This window comes from Bifidobacterium sp. LH_730, from assembly GCF_056355835.1.
Genome location: NZ_JBKETB010000001.1, coordinates 84,789 through 103,585 on the forward strand (window position 1 = coordinate 84,789; position 18,797 = coordinate 103,585).

At 67.2% G+C, this 18,797-nt stretch carries 16 protein-coding genes; 10 read left to right on the top strand and 6 right to left on the bottom strand.

Annotated elements, in window-relative coordinates; translation table 11 throughout:
- Nucleotide 1: 1 nt before the first annotated feature.
- Together AC1AUD_RS00370 and AC1AUD_RS00375 are read left to right on the top strand one after the other, a co-directional pair.
- Nucleotides 2-769, top strand: coding sequence for an HNH endonuclease (locus tag AC1AUD_RS00370; protein ID WP_476571029.1), 768 nt, complete (start codon nt 2-4; stop codon nt 767-769).
- Nucleotides 745-1,074, top strand: a complete 330-nt coding sequence (locus AC1AUD_RS00375; RefSeq protein ID WP_476571030.1) for a hypothetical protein — start codon at nt 745-747, stop codon at nt 1,072-1,074. Before AC1AUD_RS00370 ends, AC1AUD_RS00375 begins: the two co-directional genes overlap by 25 nt.
- A 78-nt stretch (nt 1,075-1,152) precedes the next feature.
- Here the strand turns inward: AC1AUD_RS00375 and AC1AUD_RS00380 are convergent, their stop codons facing one another.
- On the bottom strand, nt 1,153-2,043 hold the full coding sequence (locus AC1AUD_RS00380) for a hypothetical protein (RefSeq protein ID WP_476571032.1): 891 nt from the start codon (nt 2,041-2,043) through the stop codon (nt 1,153-1,155).
- A gap of 154 nt (nt 2,044-2,197) precedes the next feature.
- Here AC1AUD_RS00380 and AC1AUD_RS00385 point away from each other — a divergent pair, with 154 nt between their 5' ends.
- The 3 genes from AC1AUD_RS00385 (at nt 2,198) to AC1AUD_RS00395 (ending at nt 4,802) form a co-directional block, all read left to right on the top strand.
- The gene (locus tag AC1AUD_RS00385) at nt 2,198-2,995 is read left to right on the top strand and encodes an ssDNA-binding protein (RefSeq protein WP_476571034.1); all 798 of its coding nucleotides are present in this window, start codon (nt 2,198-2,200) and stop codon (nt 2,993-2,995) included.
- 16 nt (nt 2,996-3,011) lie between these two features.
- The gene (locus AC1AUD_RS00390) at nt 3,012-3,461 is read left to right on the top strand and encodes a hypothetical protein (RefSeq protein WP_476571036.1); all 450 of its coding nucleotides are present in this window, start codon (nt 3,012-3,014) and stop codon (nt 3,459-3,461) included.
- An 81-nt stretch (nt 3,462-3,542) separates the two neighbouring features.
- Nucleotides 3,543-4,802 (top strand): phage tail tip lysozyme, encoded by a 1,260-nt coding sequence (locus tag AC1AUD_RS00395; protein WP_476571038.1) that lies wholly within the window; start codon nt 3,543-3,545, stop codon nt 4,800-4,802.
- Nucleotides 4,803-4,811: 9 nt separating this feature from the next.
- On the opposite strand, the gene AC1AUD_RS00400 is transcribed toward AC1AUD_RS00395, so the two are convergent.
- Both AC1AUD_RS00400 and AC1AUD_RS00405 read right to left on the bottom strand, forming a co-directional pair.
- The gene (locus tag AC1AUD_RS00400; RefSeq protein ID WP_476571040.1) at nt 4,812-5,759 is read right to left on the bottom strand and encodes a hypothetical protein; all 948 of its coding nucleotides are present in this window, start codon (nt 5,757-5,759) and stop codon (nt 4,812-4,814) included.
- 32 nt (nt 5,760-5,791) lie between these two features.
- A complete protein-coding gene (locus tag AC1AUD_RS00405; protein ID WP_476571042.1) occupies nt 5,792-6,712 on the bottom strand; it encodes a hypothetical protein in 921 nt (306 codons plus the stop codon).
- Nucleotides 6,713-6,928: 216 nt separating this feature from the next.
- Between AC1AUD_RS00405 and AC1AUD_RS00410 the strand changes: the two genes are divergently transcribed.
- From AC1AUD_RS00410 to AC1AUD_RS00425, 4 genes are all read left to right on the top strand, one after another.
- On the top strand, nt 6,929-7,849 hold the full coding sequence (locus tag AC1AUD_RS00410; RefSeq protein ID WP_476571044.1) for a DUF6273 domain-containing protein: 921 nt from the start codon (nt 6,929-6,931) through the stop codon (nt 7,847-7,849).
- A gap of 116 nt (nt 7,850-7,965) precedes the next feature.
- Nucleotides 7,966-8,862, top strand: coding sequence for a DUF6273 domain-containing protein (locus AC1AUD_RS00415; RefSeq protein ID WP_476571046.1), 897 nt, complete (start codon nt 7,966-7,968; stop codon nt 8,860-8,862).
- Nucleotides 8,863-8,991: 129 nt separating this feature from the next.
- Nucleotides 8,992-10,680: an isopeptide-forming domain-containing fimbrial protein gene (locus tag AC1AUD_RS00420; protein ID WP_476571048.1), complete on the top strand. Its 1,689-nt coding sequence runs from the start codon at nt 8,992-8,994 to the stop codon at nt 10,678-10,680.
- 4 nt (nt 10,681-10,684) lie between these two features.
- Nucleotides 10,685-11,665, top strand: coding sequence for a class C sortase (locus AC1AUD_RS00425; protein ID WP_476571050.1), 981 nt, complete (start codon nt 10,685-10,687; stop codon nt 11,663-11,665).
- Between the two features lie 87 nt (nt 11,666-11,752).
- Here AC1AUD_RS00425 and AC1AUD_RS00430 read toward each other — a convergent pair whose 3' ends face one another.
- Nucleotides 11,753-12,364: a hypothetical protein gene (locus AC1AUD_RS00430; RefSeq protein ID WP_476571052.1), complete on the bottom strand. Its 612-nt coding sequence runs from the start codon at nt 12,362-12,364 to the stop codon at nt 11,753-11,755.
- A 67-nt stretch (nt 12,365-12,431) separates the two neighbouring features.
- On the bottom strand, nt 12,432-14,822 hold the full coding sequence (locus AC1AUD_RS00435) for a bifunctional DNA primase/polymerase (RefSeq protein ID WP_476571054.1): 2,391 nt from the start codon (nt 14,820-14,822) through the stop codon (nt 12,432-12,434).
- A 1,671-nt stretch (nt 14,823-16,493) separates the two neighbouring features.
- On the opposite strand from AC1AUD_RS00435, the gene AC1AUD_RS00440 reads away from it, so the two are divergent.
- Nucleotides 16,494-17,594: a DUF2637 domain-containing protein gene (locus AC1AUD_RS00440; RefSeq protein ID WP_476571056.1), complete on the top strand. Its 1,101-nt coding sequence runs from the start codon at nt 16,494-16,496 to the stop codon at nt 17,592-17,594.
- An 84-nt stretch (nt 17,595-17,678) separates the two neighbouring features.
- Here the strand turns inward: AC1AUD_RS00440 and AC1AUD_RS00445 are convergent, their stop codons facing one another.
- Nucleotides 17,679-18,773, bottom strand: a complete 1,095-nt coding sequence (locus AC1AUD_RS00445) for a hypothetical protein (RefSeq protein ID WP_476571058.1) — start codon at nt 18,771-18,773, stop codon at nt 17,679-17,681.
- Between the last annotated feature and the right edge of the window lie 24 nt (nt 18,774-18,797).

Here is an 18,797-nt window from a genome sequence, read left to right on the forward strand (position 1 = left end):
CATGGTGCGCCGTCTGAGGGCATGGTGGCGTCGCATGTGGGACGCGTACCGTGTGTTCCGCATGCTCATGTGGCTGTCGGGCACGCTTGCCGCCATCGGGGGCGTGCTCGCCCCGGCGGTCGCCATGTGGGCGGGGCGCACCCGGGACGGGCTGCGCGCCAGCCAGCCGGAGTGGGCGGACGACACGCCCTTGTGGCGGCTCATGCTGCCGGGACTGCCCGGTTGGGCGGATCCGAGCCTATTGGCGCCGCTTCTACTGGTTGCGGCGGCCGTATTCGCCGTATGGCTCGCGTTCAACCTGCCGATGCGCGCCCCACGGGACGTGGAGTGGCGGGACACGCGGCGCGCGTTCACGGATTCGGACCGGGAGTGGATCGACACCGCGTGCCAGCACCGGTGCGAGAACCGGTTCCTGTTCGGCCTGCTCCGCTGCCGGCGGCGGGCGGAGCAGTTGGATCATTGGTGGCCGTGGGCGAAGGGCGGGCCGACCGTCCGGAGGAACCTCGTGGATCTGTGCGCCAAATGCAACAGAAGGAAGAGCGCGCGCACGCCCACCCGGTTCGCCACGTGGATGCTCTACAGGGCTCGCCTGCGCTATTTCCCCCCGAGGCTGCGCGGCTGGTGCATGCCGGAGGCCCGTGACGCCCAGGCGGAGCGGATGCGCGAACTGGAGGGAGGCGGGCCGCATAGCGTGCCCGCATCATCACGGGAAACGGCGGAACAGGATCCAGTGGAGGAGTCACCATGGTTGTCGACAGGCTTGGAATGACGCACGCGCCGCACGGCACGCCGGGAGCGGGACAGTACACGCGCAAACGGCGTTCGCAGGACGATGACGTGCGCGCATGGGAGGCGAAGGCGCAGATCGACATGCTCGCCGGCATGGGCCGCATCCAGGAGGCCAGGGAGCTCGCCCAACGGGTGGGCGCGCTCGTGCCCGCGGCCGGCGACAGGATACCCTACGGGGACGGGTCGGTCGCCATCTTCGACGACCACACGTTGGAGTCCGCGGACATCCACGGGCCCATGGTCGAGCAGAGGAGCATGTTCGACCCGTCGACGATCAAAGCGTGAGATTGGGAAAACGTGGGGCCGGTCCTCCGTCGAAATATGACGGGGGACCGGCCCCGATGCTTTTGCCCTGCCGTATGCCTAGGCGGCCGGTTCGGGCGTGATCTCGAACTCGCCGTCGATGCCCTGCTCGGGGTCCGCGGCGGGCGTGTCATCAACCCCGTTGTAGGCGATCGCGTCGGACCATCCGCAGTCGCCGGAGGTGAAGGCGACGCGCAGCCACACGGGCGTCAGGGACCCCCACTTGGTGGCGGGATCGTCGTCGACGCCTCCCATGACCCGCACGTACAGGTCCGCGCCGTGCGCCTTCACGTCGACGATCTGGTCGACGTATGCGTCGCGCCCGGTGTCGTCGGTCAGGCGGGCGTGTTCGCGGGTGAACGAGCTGAGGTAGTATCCGGTTTTCTTCAGGAGCGCCTGCGGGTCGACGCCGGTCCATTCGCCGTCCCTCACGTCGTGCCCGTCCCCGTCCGGGTTCCGTTCGACGACGAGCCTACTGTGGCCGAATTTGGTGTCGCATTCCACGTTGAACGTGCCCGCCTGGGGGAGGATCGCGTCGCAGCGGCGGCTGATGGGCGACGACCATTTGTCGGGCGTGGGTTTGACGATCCGCCACCCGGAGTCGGTTTTGGTCATCTTCAGGTCCATGTCCCTGCCGCCGGCCGTGAGGGTGCCTTCGGCCGTGCTTCCGACCGCGGGCAGGACCTTCAGGGTGTGTTCGACGGCGCCCTCCTTGTAGGCCTTGGGTTCGAGGAGTCGTCCGGCGGGCTTGCCGTCCAAAGTGAGCTTGAACGCGGCCTTGAGGTCGCCTTCCTCGATGAGTTTGACGTATTGTTCGGCGACCTGCCGCGGGTCGTCGCCTTTGGCCGCGTCCCCGGCGTCCGCGTTCTGGGGCTGGCCGCATGCCGCGAGGGTCAGCGCCATGGCCGTGGCGGCCGTCATGGCGAGGATGCGGCGGATGTTCGTGCGCATGATGGGGTCCTTCCGAAGTCTCTTCCCGATGCCTCAAAAACAAGACGCTAGTCGCGGACGCATACATGTGCGTGCCGGGCCATGCCGCGAAGCCATCGCGGCGGGGTCCAAAGGCACACGACAGCATATTCGAAGAACATTAAGGAGCGCCATCATGGCCGATTTCATCACCAACCTGCCCGCCGTCATCAACTACGCGGCCGGCGTGTTCACCCCGCGCGCCAACAACAACGGGGAGAGCGTGTACAGCGCGGAGCTCATCTGGGACAAGAACGACCCCGGTTTCAAGGCGGAGTTGGAGCGCATGGACCAGGCGTTCAAGGACGCGTACGAGCAGGGGCGCACCCGCTCGTACACGAACCGCAATGGACAGCAGGTCAACCCGCCGTTCCAGGGCATGCCCGAGCATCCGGCCGATTTGAGCGCGCTCGGCATCCAACTGCCCATCAGGGACGCGGACACGTATGTGATCCGCAACGGGCAGAACGCGGGGCGCATCCGCGCGCAGGTCAACCCCGAATACCAGGGCAAGGCGTACATGCGCGTCAGCACGCGCCGCGACCTCGCGGCCGAGAACGCGCTCCTGGACGAGCAGTCCCGCCGCCCCCTGGACCGCGGCAGCCTGTATTCGGGCGCCCTGGTGCGCGTCAAGCTGTGGCTGACCGCCTACGTGGGCAACGACGGGTCGCGCGGCATCAAGCCCACGTTGATCGCCGTGCTCAAGACCGGCGACGGCACGCCCCTGGTCGACCGCGTCGACACGGATCCGTTCAGCGGGTTCGGACTGACCCCGGTCGACCCGTTGCAGAACATGGGCTCCACGCCCGCCCAAGCCCCGGCTCCGGCCGCGGGCACTGGGTTCGCGGGCGCCACCCACACGTCCGCCCCGGCGCCGGCCGTCGCCCCGCAGCAGGCGGCCGGCGCGGACGCGTTCGCCGGCATGCTCCCGTGAGCGAAGGAGGCGCCGTTTGACACGAAGCACACCGTATGAGTCCGGCCGCGTCCTGTGGGACGCGGGCCGGCACACGCCCCCCATGATGGACAACGCCCTGCTGGAAGGGCTGATGGGGGACGCGTCCCGCATGCTCTCCCGCATCGACCCCGAGTGGGGGCGGGAGGCGGCCTCGCGTCTCCTGGAGCGCAGCGACCTCGACCGCATGGACCACAGCACGCACCCATACGACCGCAGCCAATGGCACGTGTGGGCATTGTGGGCGCTCGAACACTCCGGCTATCCGGTCGAGGGCGCGCCAGGAGCCTGGGTGAGCCCGGACGGGCTCGCCAACGTGCGCCTCGACAGCGTGGACGACGAGCCCGCCCTGCCCGCCGCGCTCATGGCATGGCCCATGGTGCGCGTCTGGTACGGGCCGGCCCCAGGCCTGCCGTACCTGTTCAAGCTCGTGCGCACCGTCGGCTGACCCCGGGACATCCCGGACAATAGGGGACGGAGACCCTCCTTCGCGTGGGCTTCCGTCCCCTTTTCGCATAGCTTGCGCGCCATGGATAGGAGAACGCTCGCGTTGGGGGCAATGGTGGCGACCCCTTTGCTCATGGTGATGATGTCAGGCATGATGTTCATGCCCATGGCCGGGTCCACGAGCTCGACGGGCGCCGCGGCCACCGCCGCGTGCGCGGACACTGGCGACGGGGATTCGGGCGGCGCGAGCGTCGACGCGGACGGGTCGAACGCGCCCGACGTGGTCGACCGGCTCAGCAACGGCACCGGCGTCGACCTGAAGGGATTGAAGTTCTCGAAGAGGATGATCGCCGGCATCCTCGGCAACGCGAGCAAGGAGAGCGGCGTCCGGTACAGGACCACCGAAGGCCACGGGGCCGACGACGCGGACAACGACGGGGCGAAGGCGTGGGCGAGAAGGCCGGCGGGCATCGGCTTCATCCAATGGACCGGCGGCAGGGGAGTCGCCCTCGTGGAGCTCGCCGAGGAGAAGGGGCGAAGCTGGGCGGACGGGGAGGTCCAGGTCCAGCACCTGATCGACGACCTCGCGGGCGACTACAACCACGCGTACCGTCTCATGCAGACCGCCGACAGCGCGCGGGACGTCGCCAGGATATTCCACAACATCGTCGAGGTGAGCGCCGACTCGGACGCGGCGATCGAGGAGCGGCTGAAATACGCGGACGAATGGTATGCGAAGCTCAACGACGGGAAGGTCGAGGGCTCCAAACCCGCCGTCACTCCCGGGTCGAACGCGCTCGCCGCGTGCAAGGACCCGTCGGGCGGCAACGGTTCGGGCGACGCGGAATACGGGAGCGTGGGAGGAGCTCCCGACGTCCTGCACTCGGACTTCTCATGGATGTGCGACACGGACGCGCACGTGTGCAAGAACGGGGACTTCGGCCCGTTCAACACGTTCTCCGACTACCAATGCTACTGGTACGCGCTCACACGCCTATGGCTCATCCACAATCACGACGTCGCCAACTGGCACACCGCGTGCGGCGGCGACGTGGCCGGTCACCTCGCGGCCACGCCCGGCTGGACCGTCAGCAGCAGCCCCAAACCGGGGGACGGGGTCAGCCAGATGGGCGGCGCGCTCGGCGGCGACACGTCGTGCGGGCACATCGCCGTCGTCGAGGAGGTCGTCAAGGACGGGTCCGGGTGGAGGATCCGCATCTCGGAGGGCAACTATGCGAACGGCGGCAGCGGCAGTTGGAACGGATACGGGTCCAGATGGCTCACCAGCGACGACTTCAAGGGGGCCGGGAACGTGTTCTTCCGCAAGGACACGTGGAGGTGAGGAGGCGCGTCAATCCTGGCAGGCGCCGGGGTTCTGGCAGGTGGTGGGCTTGAGCTTGATCAGCCCGTCCCACAGGCTCCAGTCGACGGGCGTTCCCCCGGTGGTGTCGCCGCCCATGAGACGGGGGGCCGTCTGGAAGTCCTCGACGGCCATGTGCTTGATGTTCATGTAGCGTTCGGTCTCCTGGGGGTCGCCTTCGACGGGGATGGCGACCCTCGTCCCGTTGTCGGTGTCGGACGCCATGCTGTCGTTCCATGCGCGCAGCCACGGGTTGATCCACCATGGGTCGGACGGTCCGTTCACGTATTCGACCGCCTTCCCGTCCCTGATGGTGAGGGTGTCCTCGATCTCGTAGTCCTTCCACGAGGGGGTGAGCGCGTACCATTCCTTGTCCGGCCATGAGGCCTGGCCGAACGTGTCGCGGTCCTGCAGGAAGACGGCGCGCACCGTGCCGGTCACTTGGACCAGGCCCTTGCGTGAGTCGATCACCCTGGCCGTGGGCCCGTCGACCCACCTGGCCCCGTACGCGTACGCGTCGTTGTACATCCAGTCGCGCATCGTCCACCCCTCGCAGGGCTGCCCGGACAGGCATTCCCCGTCCCACGGCATGTCCGGACCCGCCCCGTCCTCGCCCCTGACGCCGGAAAGAAGGTCGGGCTTGGAGGGGACGTGGCCGGGGTCGAGCGTCGCGAGCACGTCCTTGGCGGTCTTCTGCGTGAGCTGGTCGACGGGGATGGTGGAGTCCGACCCCCAGGAGCGCATCGCCTTCTCCGTGTCCACGGCCACGTCAATCAACGTCTGCTCGTCCACGGGCTCCGCGCCTTCGACGGCGTCGGATCGTTGGGACGTGGACTGCCTCGACGCGGGGGAGTCCGAGGACTGGTTTTGGGCGCCGCACGCGGACAGGCCCATGGCGAGCAGGACGGCAATGGAAACGGAGGCTAGGGTTCTACGCATGCCACCATGATATGCGCGGATCGTGAACGAGCCTAGAACTCCGGCTCCTCCACCGGCACGGGCTCCTCCATGGCCTTCCGTTCGCGTTCGGCGCGCATGCGCTCGAACTCCGCCTTCAGCGTGGGCATCGATTCCAGCGCGTCCGGATATGTCCTCCACTCGATCGTCTGTGATGAGTCCATGAACGGGCGGATCGCCTCCAACGCGTCCAGGAAACGCCCTTCGTCCACCAGCCTCTCGCATCGCTTCCGCATGTCGAACGCAGTGTCGATGCCCGGCTCGGACCAGTCCTCGAACGGGTGCAGGCGTCTCTCCTCCTCGACGGCGGCCTGCAGGCCGGCCTCCTTCCGTTTCTTCTCCGCGGCCATGACGCTGCCGCCCGCGACCGCGTAGACCACGAGGGATATGAAGGCGAGGAGCAGGCAGGCGGGGATGTACGCGTAATACCGGTTCGAGATGTAGCCTTGGAAGAACTTTCGGTCGACGCACACGAGCGTCAGCCATATGAACAGGACGACGGCGAGAGCCGCGCCCGCCTTCACGGGCCTCGCCCTCCTGCGGACGGCGGCCACCTCATGGTCGTGGGTCGCCTCGGCCGCCCGGGATGCCTGGTTCTTGACCCTGTTTTTGTCGCGCGCATAGATCTTGCAGACCCTTCCCAGTTCGTCGCACACCTGGTCAAGCCGCCACTTCGCATGCGCGAACCGTTCGCCGTCCGGGGTGGCGACCCAGTTCGAGTATTCGGCGTCCACATGCCGTTTCCGCTCGTCCCGCATCTGCTTGCGCAAACGTGCCATCTCGCGACTATGGCGTTTCTCCATGTCGGCGCGCGCACGGCGCTCCTCGTCCAGTTGTCCGCGCAGGTCCGCCGCGTCCCTTGCCGCGTCCATGGCGAAACGCTCCGCGTCCCGCGCCCGCGATTCCATCTCCCAGTCGTCGTAGTGTCCGCCCATCGAGAATGCCCTCCCGTCCCGATTCCGGCCGCCGGCGGCCGGATGTTTTCGGGAGGGCATTCTACAGGCGCTCCGTCTGGCGGGCGAACCGTCCGGCGCGTCAACGACCGGGGCGGAGCGCGCATAGACGATCCGCATGAACAAGCCGAAAACCATCACCCCCCCCCCATTGCGATTCCTAGACGACTGAGGACCGGGCTCTCCGCGCTGGCGACAATGCTGTTGCTGGCGGCGGGATTGAACGGGACCGTCGCATACGCGGATACTCCCGAAGATTGCGGGAACTCCGCCTTCTGCTACGCCGGATACTCGGCGAAGGGTTTGAAGACGATCGCCAAGGACCTGAGCGTCAACGGCGAGAGCTCGCAATACTACGGCGAGATGAAGGCCGCGATGGACGCGGACACGCGCGGCATCCTCAAGGTCACGAGCACCGCCGTCGCCACCAAGGGACAGCAAGTGGACATGCCGGTCCGTCTCATCGGCATCCTCCACGACGACAAGGCCGACGGCTCGGGCAAGGCAGGCCTGACGTTCCAGACCATCAATTCTCTGCCACGGGCATATTGCATGAACGGCATTATGCCAGGCGACGACTCCACGGCGTCCTGTCTTCGAGAACAAGGGATGACGAACAAGGGCGGCTGGCGCGACAGCGCCCTCCGCAGGAACATGAACGGCGGCGAGATCTGGGAGAGCATGCCCGCCGATCTAAGGAACACGGTGGAGCCGGTCGTCAAGATGACCAACAACACCATCGGAAATTCGAAGCGCGCCGTCGCCACCGGCACCAATGACAGGCTCTGGCTCGTCTCCTACCGCGAGTACGCGGAGACCATATACGACGAATGGATGGATCTTCCCGGCGCCCAGGCGTGGAGCCAGGAAGGCAGTCAATACGAGTTCTACGACGGCAAGGTCGTCGACAAGTATGACGGCAATGCCATCGCCATCCTCGATGCGCTTGGGGCCGCTCCCTCCGGGAGCCGGCCCGCCGGAACCAACAACGCGTTTGCATTGGAGCGGTCGCCGTATCCGAACTATTTCGACTATTTCCTGATAGTCAATGACGGCAAGATCAACAGCTACGTCAGTGCGCTCGAACGGTCCAGCGTCGCGCCCGCCTTTTCCCTCTGACCCCCGGAAGAGGCGCATAGGGGAGGGCATGAGCAATCTGAAGAACATCACCCCCCCCCATTGCGTTTAGACATCTGAAGGCTGGTCTTGCCGCCGCTGCGACAGCGTTGTTGCTGGTGGCGGGACTGAGCGTTCCGATGGCGGATGCGGCCACGCCCGAATCCTGCGGAGAGTCCGGCTTCTGCTACGCCGGATACTCCGCCCGAGGATTGAAGACGATCGCCGAGGACCTCAGCATCAACGGCCAGAATTCGAAGTATTACGGCGAGCTGGAGTCCGCGATGGATGCGGACACGAGGGGCGTGCTCAAGGTCACGAGCACCGCCATCGCCACCAAAGGCCAGCAAGTGGACATGCCGGTCCGCCTGATCGGCATCCTCCACGACGACAAGGCGGACGGAAGCGGGAAGGCCGGACTTACGTTCCAGACCGTCAACAGCCTTCCGCGAGCCTACTGCATGAACGGCATCATGCCCACGGATGATTCCACGACCCGATGCTCCGGCTTAAACACGAACAAGGGCGGATGGCGTGACAGCGATCTCCGCAGGAACATGAACACCGGCGAGATCTGGGAAAGCATGCCCGCCGACCTGAGGGACACGGTGGAGCCGGTCGTCAAGACGACGAACAACACCGTCGGCAACGAGAAGCGCGCCGTCGCTACCGGCACCAACGACAGGCTCTGGCTCGTCTCCTACCGCGAGTACGTGAAGACCCCGTACGACGGATGGAAGGACACGGATGGCTTCCAGTCCCTGTCTCAGGGCGGCTCCCAATACGAGTTCTACGACGGCCGCGTGACCAACAATTTCAACGGCAACACCATCCTCAACACGCTGTGGGCCGCCCCTTCCAGGGCGAGGCCCGCCGGAGCTCACGACGCGCTTGCGTGGGGGCGGTCGCCGCGTCCGGACTACTACGACGGTTTCCTGCAGATCAACTCCAGCGGCGATCTCAGTTACAACGGTGCGATCTACCGCTACGGCGTCGCGCCCGCCTTCTGCCTGTAGCGGTCCCATCTTCTCGTTTCGCCGCATAGCCGTCCGGCCGGAACGCCCGTCGGGTGGTTCCGTCACGGTATACCGATCCTCCCGGCACGCCCCTCTGGGGGTGGGGGAGGGGAAAGAGGGAGGAATCCCATGAACATGAGGAAGACCGCCGCGTGGACGGCGATCGTGGCCGCGGTGGCCGCATTGGTCGCCCCGTCGGCCTCCGCCGCTCCGGCCGCCACGTCGACCCCGGTCGCGGACGCGGACCTGGCGAAGGTCCAGTCGATCACGGTGAACGCGGCCGAGGACCAGGACATCTCGGGCCGGACGATGAAGGCCATCCCGCTCGGCTCGTACACGGCCGCGCAGACGGACGGCACGAACGTCACCGGCTACGACATGGACACGGACACGACCGCCAAGGCGAGCATCGTCAACGCGTTGAAGCAGTTCGACACGGACGACAAGACCGACGGCATCCAGGTCAAGGGCGACGACACGAAGACCGTCACCATCGACGAAACGAACCCGATGGCATGGGTCGTGGAGAACCTGCTCGACTCGAACACGAGCCCGTGGGCCGGCAAGCTGCGCGACTTCCTGACCGCCCTGTCCAAGGACGAGGCGTTCAAGGCCATCGACGGCACCCCGCTGACCGCCGTCGAGGGGCACGCGAACCAGCAGACGGCCGGCAGCCTGAAGCCGGGCGTGTACGCGGTCATCGACACGACCGCGACGGGCGAGGCGTCGATCCCGATGCTCAACGGTACGAAGATCAACGGCATGAACCTGGTCACCTCCTCCGGCTCGTACACGCTGGGCGAGGTCACCTACAAGACCCTGCCGGTCGACAACCCGGTCAAGAAGATCGTGGAGGGCGACCAGAAGCTGGACCAGTCGACGGGCACGGTCGGCAAGGACGTGAGCTTCGAGATCACGCAGAAGATCCCCGCGTCCACCGGCTACGACACCCGCTACTTCGCCATCACCGACCGGCCGACCCACATGACCGTCAAGCAGGACACGATCAGCATCAAGGTCGGTGACACGACCCTGGCGAAGGACGTCGACTACAAGCAGACCGTCGACGGCAAGAACATCAAATGGGAGTTCGGCAGCGTGGTGAAGGACGCGTTCGTGTCCAACATCGCCGGCAACGCGAAGTTCCCCGCCGACGCGACCATCACCATCACCTACCAGGCGACCATCGACCAGGACGCCATCGTCGGCGGCCAGGGCAACCCGAACACGGTCGAGCTCGAATACGGCAACAACCCGAACGCCAGCGGCCAGCACGAGACCACGCCGGGCAACGAAACCAAGGTGTACACCGGCAAGTTCAACCTGCACAAGGTCGACGCGAAGAACCAGCCGCTGAACGGCGCCACCTTCCAGGTGTGGGAGACCAACGCGGCCGGCGAGAAGACCGGAGACCCGATCAAGTTCACCAGCACCAACAACGTGTACACGCCGAGCACGGACGCGGCCGCCAAGGCCGACGTGAAGGCCGGCGACGCCACCGTATCCGGCCTGAAGGCCGGCAAATACCACGTCGAGGAGACCGGCGTGCCCGAAGGCTACATGCAGCAGGGCACCCAGTTCACCGTCACCGTGACCGTCACCCCCGGCGCCGACAACGCGGACGCGGCCCTCTCGGCCACCGTGGACGGCAAGAACGCGAGCATGCAGGACGACCATCTGACCGTCCAGGTCAGGAACGTGCGCAACCTGCTGGAGATGGCCACCACCGGCGCCAACGGGCTGATCCTCGCCGTGACGGCGGGCGTGGCCCTGCTCGGCGGCAGCGTCCTGCTCCTGCGCCGCAGGAGCGTCGCCTGACCCGATGAGGCACAAGGCCACCCATGGGGGCACGCCCGCCACGGGCGGAACCAGGGCATTGTCCCCGGTCCGTCTCGTGGCGGGCGTGCTCGCCTTATTGCTCGCCGCCGCCTGCCTGACCGGCCCCTTCACGCTCATGATCCTCAACGACCAACGGCAGGAGCACGTCGTCGACCAACACGAGGAGCAGGTCAAGGCCCTGCAGGCCAAACAACGCAAGCAGGAGCTCGCCAAGGCCCGCGAATACAACCAACGCCTGGCCGAGGACGGCCAGGAGGTCATGGGCGAGGCCATGGACCCGTGGAGCGGGGACGCGACCATCGCCTCCAAAGACAAGACCTACAACAACCTGCTCGCCACCCCCGAGGACGGGATCATGAGCCGCGTCCGCTACCCCAGGCTCGACATCGACCTGCCCATCCGCCATGGCAGTGGCCAGGGCGCGCTCGCCGCGGGCGCCGGACACATGTACGGGTCTAGCCTGCCCGTCGGCGGCCGGAACACGAATAGCGTCATCACCGCCCACACCGGGCTCGCAAGCCACGTCATGTTCGACCAATTGAGCCTCCGGCGCGGCAAAACGGGGGACATCTTCTACATCGACACTTTGGGCAGGACCATGGCCTACCAGGTCAGGAAGATCACCGTCGTCAGCCCCAGCGGGCCCGACGGCCAGTTCACCCAGGACGATTTCAAACTGTTGAGGATCCAACCCGGCAAGGACATCGTCACCCTGCTGACCTGCACCCCCTACGGGGTCAACACGCAGCGACTCGTCGTCACCGGCGAGCGCGTCTCCATGCCCGACCCGGCGCCCAATCCGGAGGACCAGCCGGGCGACTGGGTGTTCCCATGGCTCGTCGCCCTCGCCATCCTCGCCGCGTGGACGCTCGCCATCACCGTCACCATCGTGGTCGTCCGCCGCAACAGGCATGCGGCGGCGGGCGCGGGCGGCAAAACGGGAGGACGGCACAGGGCCGTCTGAGCGGAAGCGGCGTCATCGCCGCAAAACGTCAACGGGAGGCGTTTCCGGCCCGCATGGCCGGAGACGCCTCCCGTTTTTTCGCAACGTTCAGTCGACGGCGCGGGCGAGCGCGTCCAGGTCGCGCGCCCACCGTTCGCGCAGGCCTCCGGGAGCGCTCCTCGCGTGCGCCAGCGCCCATGCGAGGCATTCCATGAGCGCCAGCCGCCCCAGAGGATCATGGCCGCCCATGCGCGGATCCAGGGCCGTCAGACGGCGTTTCAACGAAGGCCTTCGCCGGGCCGTCAATCCGTCCGCGTCGATGACGGCGAGCTCCCGCGCGAACCCGATCGGGTCGACGCCATCCCTCGGGGGCGTAGGGGAGTCCGGATAGTCGAACAATGGGTCGGGGCGTCCGATGCGCGTCGCGGAGCGCAGGAGGCGGACGCGCATCTTCCTTTCCGACCATCCCCCGTGGTCGCGGGACAGGCGCCATGCGAGCGCGCGCGCCAGGTGGGCGCGGCCCACGTGCGAGAGCGAGGAGGGGTCGGCCTTTGTGAACCACGCGTCCATGCCGTCCAGCATGGGGGTCAGTCCGCGCGTGCCCCATGCGCGAGCCTCCGACACGAGGCAGGAGGCGGCCACGGCGGGCGCGTCCGGCCCCCATTGGGCGAGCCTTTCCACATGTTCGAGCCCTTGGGCCCATTCAAGTTCGACGGCCAAGACGATTTCTCCCTCCCGGACGATTCGATTCACGTTCCGTCCGGGAGGATGCGTCCGAGGCCCGGGGTCAGCCCAGCGTGGCCCGGTCCCTGTCGGCGGCCTTGACCGCGCTCCTCCAGATCGCCTCCAATTCACTGTCCCTGAGGCCGCTCTGCCGTCCCCATTGGAGCATGTTGTCGTGGATGCGCTCCCTGTCCTGCGGATAGTGGAGGAGCCGCCCGTAGGTGTCGGCGCTCAACGTGCTGTTCCTGCTGCCCTCCGTCAGGACGGGCGGCTTGGGCTGGCCTGGCGTGCGGCCCGGCGTGGGCTTGGAGAACATGCCGGCGAACGGGTCGATTCGGCGCGACGGACCATGCTGCGCGCCCGGCGCGGGCGCGGGGCTGGCCGGGCGGGGCGCCTCCGTGGGTTCCACGCCCTCCACCTGCCCCTGGGAGGCCAGCCAGTCGACCATCAGCCGGGGCATCACGGCGACCTCGTGCTCGTCGGCGACCTCGTAGCGGCCGGCGTTCGTCCGGCTGCCCGGCGCGATCACATAGCCGCGGCCCTCCGAGCGGATGTCCACGGGGATGCCGCCCGCCTTCACCGCGTCCTTCAGGTGGACGCCCTCGGGCAGCTTGTAGTAGGCGTGGGCGCCGCCGGACGGGGTGCGCACCACGTAGGTGAACGGGAAGCCCATGGACCCGTAGTCGCCCACCTCGAGGCTGAACGCCGTCCACCCGTCCAATCCGCCCGGCTGGCTCTTGTTCATGTCGAAGTCGAGGACCGCGTAGCCGGGGCGGGGCACGCACGTGAACGCCTTCGCATCCTTGGGCGGCAGCATGGTGTCCGCGTCCGGGTCGGCGACCAGTTTCTTCCAGCCGATGGCGCTCTTGTCGGCGCGGGCGGGCGTGTAGTCGCATTCGAAGCCGCGCTGGTCGGGGCGGGGCGCCGCCTCCTGGCCGTCCATGGGGGCGGGCGGCGGGGTGACGTTGGTCTGTTCGCCGAGGATGAGGCTCCTGACGTATTCGCGGTAGGGGCGGAACCGGTCCTCGCTGTCGACGACGACGCCGAACCGGCCGCCGCGGCGCGCGGTCCTCAGCCCGAGCTTGGCGTTGGCGTTGCGCGCGTCCCACTTGGTGTGCGGGTAGCCGTCGGATTCGGCGAACCCGGTGCGCACGATCCGGTCGACGAGCCACTGCTCGTACTCCGAGATCTGCTCGGGCATGCCGATCTGCACGTCGCGCTTGCCGTGCTCGCCTTCCTTCCACCAGTATTCGCAGGAGGCCATGAGGAACGGTATGGCCCCGTTCTCGTTGATGAACTCGCGCAGGTCCTCCAGGTCGTCGGGGTCCTGCCCGTCGCGCATGCGCACGAACACGAAGCGGCGGCGCATGCTCGCGTCCAAAGTGGTGACGAACTCGAGGTTGGTGGCGACGCACAGGGTGGCGCGCGGGTTGAACTGGACCATGTCCTGGCCGAGCTTGCGCGCGGTCAGGGTGTCGCCGGTGGACAGTTTCTTCAGCCTCGGGGTCTGCTGGGCGGTCAGGCTTTCCGCGTCCTCGTCGAACGCCCACATCTGGCGCATGAGCTTGGCGGGCTCCTGCTCCATGAGCGTGCTGGACGACTTGCCTCCGCCGACGAGCCGCTCCACGTCGATGCTGGTGGCCATCTTGGGGAACGATTCCATGAACGCGCTGAACAGGGTGCCCTTGCCGTTGCCGCCTTCGCCGGCCAGCACGTAGGACAGGTGCTTGTAGGGTTCGCAGAACGGGGTCGCGGGCATCAGGAGGAGGTTCCTGAGGCTGTTGGGCCCGTCGGTGATCTGGCGGAGGAACCGGACCGCCTCCCCGACGAGCGTCTTGTCCCACTCCTGGTCGACGACCAGTTCGAACGGGTCGTGGAAGGCGGGCTTGTCCGGGTCGATCTTCAATAGTGGCGCGTTGCCCTTGGGGAAGTCGAGCCATGGGGTGATGTACGCGCGGTCATTGAACTTGACGCCGTGCTGGACGCGCGTGTCCAGCTTGCGGCATTCGGCCCTCATCAGCGCGTCCCACACGGGGTTCGACTCCTGGCGGGGCACGTGGTATTCGTCCGCGATGTTCGAGATCGCGTGCCATGTCTGGAGGCGTTCGTTGTCGCCGCTGTCGTCCACGTCGCGCACGAACAGCTGGCGGCTTTTGTCGCGGGTCGCGGCCCCGAGGAGCATGTCGCCGTTGCGGAAGTCCCAGAGGGCCTGCGCGTATCCCATGTGGAACCAGGGGCGGCCGTCCATGCGCTTGGGGATCTTCACCCACCGGCCGAGCCGGTCGCAGAAGTCGGCGCCGTCCTCGTCGTCCTCGAACCCGGGTTCGATGGCCGACAGTCCGGCGAACACCTTGTTGACGCCATGCGAGATGCCGGGCATGTTCCCGAACTTCCATGTCTTCAACCGGTCCATGTCGCGCTCCACGTTCGAACGCGGATCCTTCTTCTCGGCCATCGCGGTCTCCCTCCCAGGGTCGGGGCTCATAGGACAATTCCGGCGGACCCCATGCGTCGGACGCGCGGAGGACCCGTCGGGGGACATGTATGCGTCCACGCGGAGAGACCCGGCCGCGACCCCGGGGAGAGGGTGGAAACCACCATGAAGGAGGCGTGCAGTTACTGTCTGCGCATGACTGCCCCGTGACCGCCGGATGCAGTTGAAAACCACCAACGGTGGTGGATTTTAAACTGCACTCATGCAGTCATGTGCAGTTTGAATGCAGTCACAACTGCATGGCCGAATCCCTTGTGGGAGTAGGGATTGATGGTGGTTGTGCAGTTCAAGCAGTCATTTATATATGGAGCCAAAATGGCAGCCAAAATCAGGGGGTGGGTCCGCGCGCGTGCGCGCGCACTCGCGCGAGGGAGCCGGATTTCCGAGCCGCGCCGCCACTTGATCGGGCGGCCTCCGGGGAGGATGGCACGGCCTGGCGAAATCATTCTTCCGGTGGCCGTCGGGGGGTCCCTTCGAAAGAGGGGCGACCAGAGGAGCGGAGGGGCCGTCGAAAACCACCATGAAGTTGGCGTGTAGTTATTACCTGCACGTGACTGCCCCATGACTGCCCGATGCAGTTGAAAACCATCAATGATGGTGGAATTTAAACTGCATCCATGCAGTCATATGCAGTTTAAATGCAGTTATAAGTGCATGTCCAAAACCCTTGTGGGAGTAGGTATTGATGGTGGTTATGCATTTCAAGCAGTCATTTCCTGAAGGGGCGAAAATGGCAGCCAAAATCAGGGGGCAGGTCCGCGCGCGCCCGCGCGTGCGCGCGCGTAGGGCCTCGATTTTCGCTTCGCCCGGACGCCCCCCCCCGGCGGCCGGCATGTTTTCGCGATTGAAGCCTGTCCCTCTTGACAGCCAGCAAAGCGACCGTGATCGACGTTCCGGAGATTTGCCCCGAAAAGGCATCCAGACGCCCCTCTGACGGGTTTTCCTATCGAACGGGACTCCCAGTCCATGTTGAGGGTGGAAAGTCCGTTAGAGTGTCGGTTTTTGCGTTTCCCGGCTCCCCGCCGGGCCCCCGGCATGTTTCCAAGTCGTCCGGCGCCTCCTCGGAGGTCCGGACTCCGGTTGTCGTGACCCACCATCCGAGCGGAGACGGCGGACCGCGGAGGAGTCCACGTCGTGCCGTCGGGGCGGTGGGCGGAGCAACCATGCACCCTTCCTCCGGCTCTTCGAAAACCGCCCGGAAGGCCTTCCTCGCGTACGCGCGCGCGGGCGCGCGCGGACATGCCCCCAGATTTTGGCTGCCATTTTCGGCCCTTTAGGAAATGACTGCTTGAAGTGCATCATCACCATCAATCCCTACTCCCACAAGGGTTCTGGGCATGCAGTCATAACTGCATTTAAACTGCATATGACTGCATGGACGCAGTTTAAATTCATTCGCCATTGGCAGTTTTCAACTGCACCGGGCAGTCACGGAGCAGTGACCTGCAGGCAATGACTGCATGCCGATTCCACGCCTTTTTCGGGGTGCCCCCACCCTTTGGCGGTCCGTTCCCATGGCGGTCCGCGGACGCATCCATGTGGCGCGGGCGGCGGGGATGGCCGCCGGTCCCGCCGCCCGCCATAGCCATGGCGGATTGTCCCGCAGTTCTTTTTTGGGAGAGGTGGTTTCGGATGGATCCCACGTTGGAGGACGGGCGCGCCCGCGAGGCCCGTCTGTGGCCGCTGCTGTGCCTGGTGGTGCTGATCGCCCTGCTCGCGTTCGTGCTGAGCTTCGACGCGCTGAGGCAGTTGGGCGTGGCGGTGGGCGTGCAGCCGGCCCTGTCGTGGATGTTTCCGCTGATCGTCGACCTGCCGGTGGTGGCGTTCACATGGGCGACGTGGGTGTTCAAGACGCGCGGCATCGGGCAGCGCTACCCGTGGGCCATGCTGTGCGTGTTCAGCCTCGTCAGCCTGGCCGGCAACGCGCTGCACGCCCGGCCGGTCCCGGTGGACGGGGTCCTGCTGCCGCGCTGGCTGGCGGCCGGCCTGATGGCGATGCCGCCGGTCGCCCTGCTGGCGACCAGCCACATGATCGTGATGGCGGCGGCCCGAAGCCTGGATGCGCGCGTGGAACGGCTGGAGGCGATGGAGCGGGCCGGAGTGGTCCCGGCGCCCATGGTCCCCGTCCAAGCCGGCCCGGTCCCGGAGGCGTCCCCGGCCGCGCGTCACGAGGCTCCGGCCGGACCGTCGCCCGTGGAATCCGCCGCATCGCGGGAGGAAGGCTCCGCGCCCATGGGGACGGCCGGAGAGGCCGGGGCGCGCGTCGGGGCGGGGCTCCCGGAGTCCGTCGGGGTGGCGGAGGAGCCTTCCGTCCAGGCGCCCCCGGAGCCGGCGGCGGATGATCCTATGGTTCCGGAGCCATCCGGGGTCGCGCCGTCCGCCGTGGCCTTCTCCGAGGCTCCGGCCGGCACCCCGTCCATTGGGGAGTCGCGGCCGATGCCGGATTTCACGTCCTCGCCGTCGATGCCCGCCGCCGTCCCCATGGCCGGGCCCGCTCCGGCCGTCGTGCCGCCTGCGGGGGATGCCGTCTCCGTGGCTCCGTCGGGGAAGACCGTGGCGGAGCCGGTTCCCTACTCCTCTTCCTCCGTGGATGGGGCCGGGAGGATTCCTTCGTCCGGTCCGGCGCCGGCTTCCGCCGTCGTCCCTTCGGCTTCGCTGCCGTTGGATGGGGACGGCCTGTCGGACGCGTGGCGCGAGCGCATGTCGTCGAGTCTGGAGCGTCTGCTCGCCTGAGCCGCCTCCGGCGGATATGGAAGGGGCGGGGACGGTTCCCCTCGTGGGATCCGTCCCCGCCCCCTTCGTTTTTACCGGGTTTCCTCACCCGATGGTGATGGGTGTGATCAGTTGCCGCTGGCCTTCGCTTTCGCCGGTCAGGAGGACGGGCGGGATGCGGTCGGCGCCTGTGCGGATGCCGATGGTGACGGTCTGCCCTTCGGTGGCCTTGGCGGCGTTCGCCAGGTAGGTGGCGTCGAGGACGACGGGATGCGCGTCGTCCCGGAGCGTGCCTTCGATGGTCGCGTCGAGGCGTTGCGTGGCGCCGGTCGACTCGTCGGACAATCGCAGGACGAGCGCGTCCCCCTGGGGTTCGAGCCGGATGGGCGTGGTGAGGCCGCCGCTGGTCCACGCGGTCCTCAACAGGCGGCACGCGGCCTCGAGCCGCGTCTTGTCGACGGTGGCGGATTGTTCGATGTCCCCGGGCGTGGGCCAGAGCCTGTCGATGTTGGGGTATTGGCCGTCGATGACCGGGCTCGTGTCCGCGTCGCGTTCGCCCGTGACGGCGCACGCGTGCGCGTCGACGCCGATGCCAGTGGCGCCCTTGGCGTTGCGGACGAGCCATTCGCCGGGCACGATCGCGTCCATGTCGTCCAGTCCGGGCGCGGGCATGGCGAGTTGGCTGGCGCACACGCGGTTCGTGCCGGTCGCCGTCAGGATCCCGTCCTTCGCGGCCAGGCGGATGCCCGTGAGGACGGGCAGGTTCGGATCGTTGCCGAGGCAGTGGGCGACGGCCTGTCCAAGGCGTTCCAGGGTGCCGTCGGGCAGGCCGCGGGTCTGGGGGAGCGTGGGCGCCGTGGGCGTCAGGTCCCCGCCCATGGGGCTCATGTCGAGGCTGGCGCCCGCGCAGGAGAGGCGGAGCCTGCCGTCCCTTTCCTCCATGTCGGTCTCGCCTTGGGGCAGGGCGCCGCTCATGGCGGTCAGCCACAGGCCGTTGACGACCGTCTGCCCGGGTTCGATGCCCTTCGCGTCGACCTGGCTGCGCGACCAGCCGCGGGGCCCCGTGGCCTCGAGGATCGTCTGCGTGTCGGTGACGGTGATGGACATGGCCATGCCGGCCGCCTGCCCCGTCTTGTCGATGACGCGCGCGACGTGGCCGGCGGCGCGCGCGAGCTCCCTGCTGTCGATCAATGCCCTCATGGGCTGCCCCCTTGTCTTTGGTTG

Bases quoted from the DNA above. Each gene is read 5' to 3' on its own strand.
- AC1AUD_RS00370 (WP_476571029.1), top strand. From the start codon at position 2: ATGGTGCGCCGTCTGAGGGCATGGTGGCGTCGCATGTGGGACGCGTAC.
- AC1AUD_RS00375 (WP_476571030.1), top strand. From the start codon at position 745: ATGGTTGTCGACAGGCTTGGAATGACGCACGCGCCGCACGGCACGCCG.
- AC1AUD_RS00380 (WP_476571032.1), bottom strand. From the start codon at position 2,043: ATGCGCACGAACATCCGCCGCATCCTCGCCATGACGGCCGCCACGGCC.
- AC1AUD_RS00385 (WP_476571034.1), top strand. From the start codon at position 2,198: ATGGCCGATTTCATCACCAACCTGCCCGCCGTCATCAACTACGCGGCC.
- AC1AUD_RS00395 (WP_476571038.1), top strand. From the start codon at position 3,543: ATGGATAGGAGAACGCTCGCGTTGGGGGCAATGGTGGCGACCCCTTTG.
- AC1AUD_RS00400 (WP_476571040.1), bottom strand. From the start codon at position 5,759: ATGCGTAGAACCCTAGCCTCCGTTTCCATTGCCGTCCTGCTCGCCATG.
- AC1AUD_RS00405 (WP_476571042.1), bottom strand. From the start codon at position 6,712: ATGGGCGGACACTACGACGACTGGGAGATGGAATCGCGGGCGCGGGAC.
- AC1AUD_RS00410 (WP_476571044.1), top strand. From the start codon at position 6,929: ATGCTGTTGCTGGCGGCGGGATTGAACGGGACCGTCGCATACGCGGAT.
- AC1AUD_RS00420 (WP_476571048.1), top strand. From the start codon at position 8,992: ATGAACATGAGGAAGACCGCCGCGTGGACGGCGATCGTGGCCGCGGTG.
- AC1AUD_RS00425 (WP_476571050.1), top strand. From the start codon at position 10,685: ATGAGGCACAAGGCCACCCATGGGGGCACGCCCGCCACGGGCGGAACC.
- AC1AUD_RS00435 (WP_476571054.1), bottom strand. From the start codon at position 14,822: ATGGCCGAGAAGAAGGATCCGCGTTCGAACGTGGAGCGCGACATGGAC.
- AC1AUD_RS00440 (WP_476571056.1), top strand. From the start codon at position 16,494: ATGGATCCCACGTTGGAGGACGGGCGCGCCCGCGAGGCCCGTCTGTGG.
- AC1AUD_RS00445 (WP_476571058.1), bottom strand. From the start codon at position 18,773: ATGAGGGCATTGATCGACAGCAGGGAGCTCGCGCGCGCCGCCGGCCAC.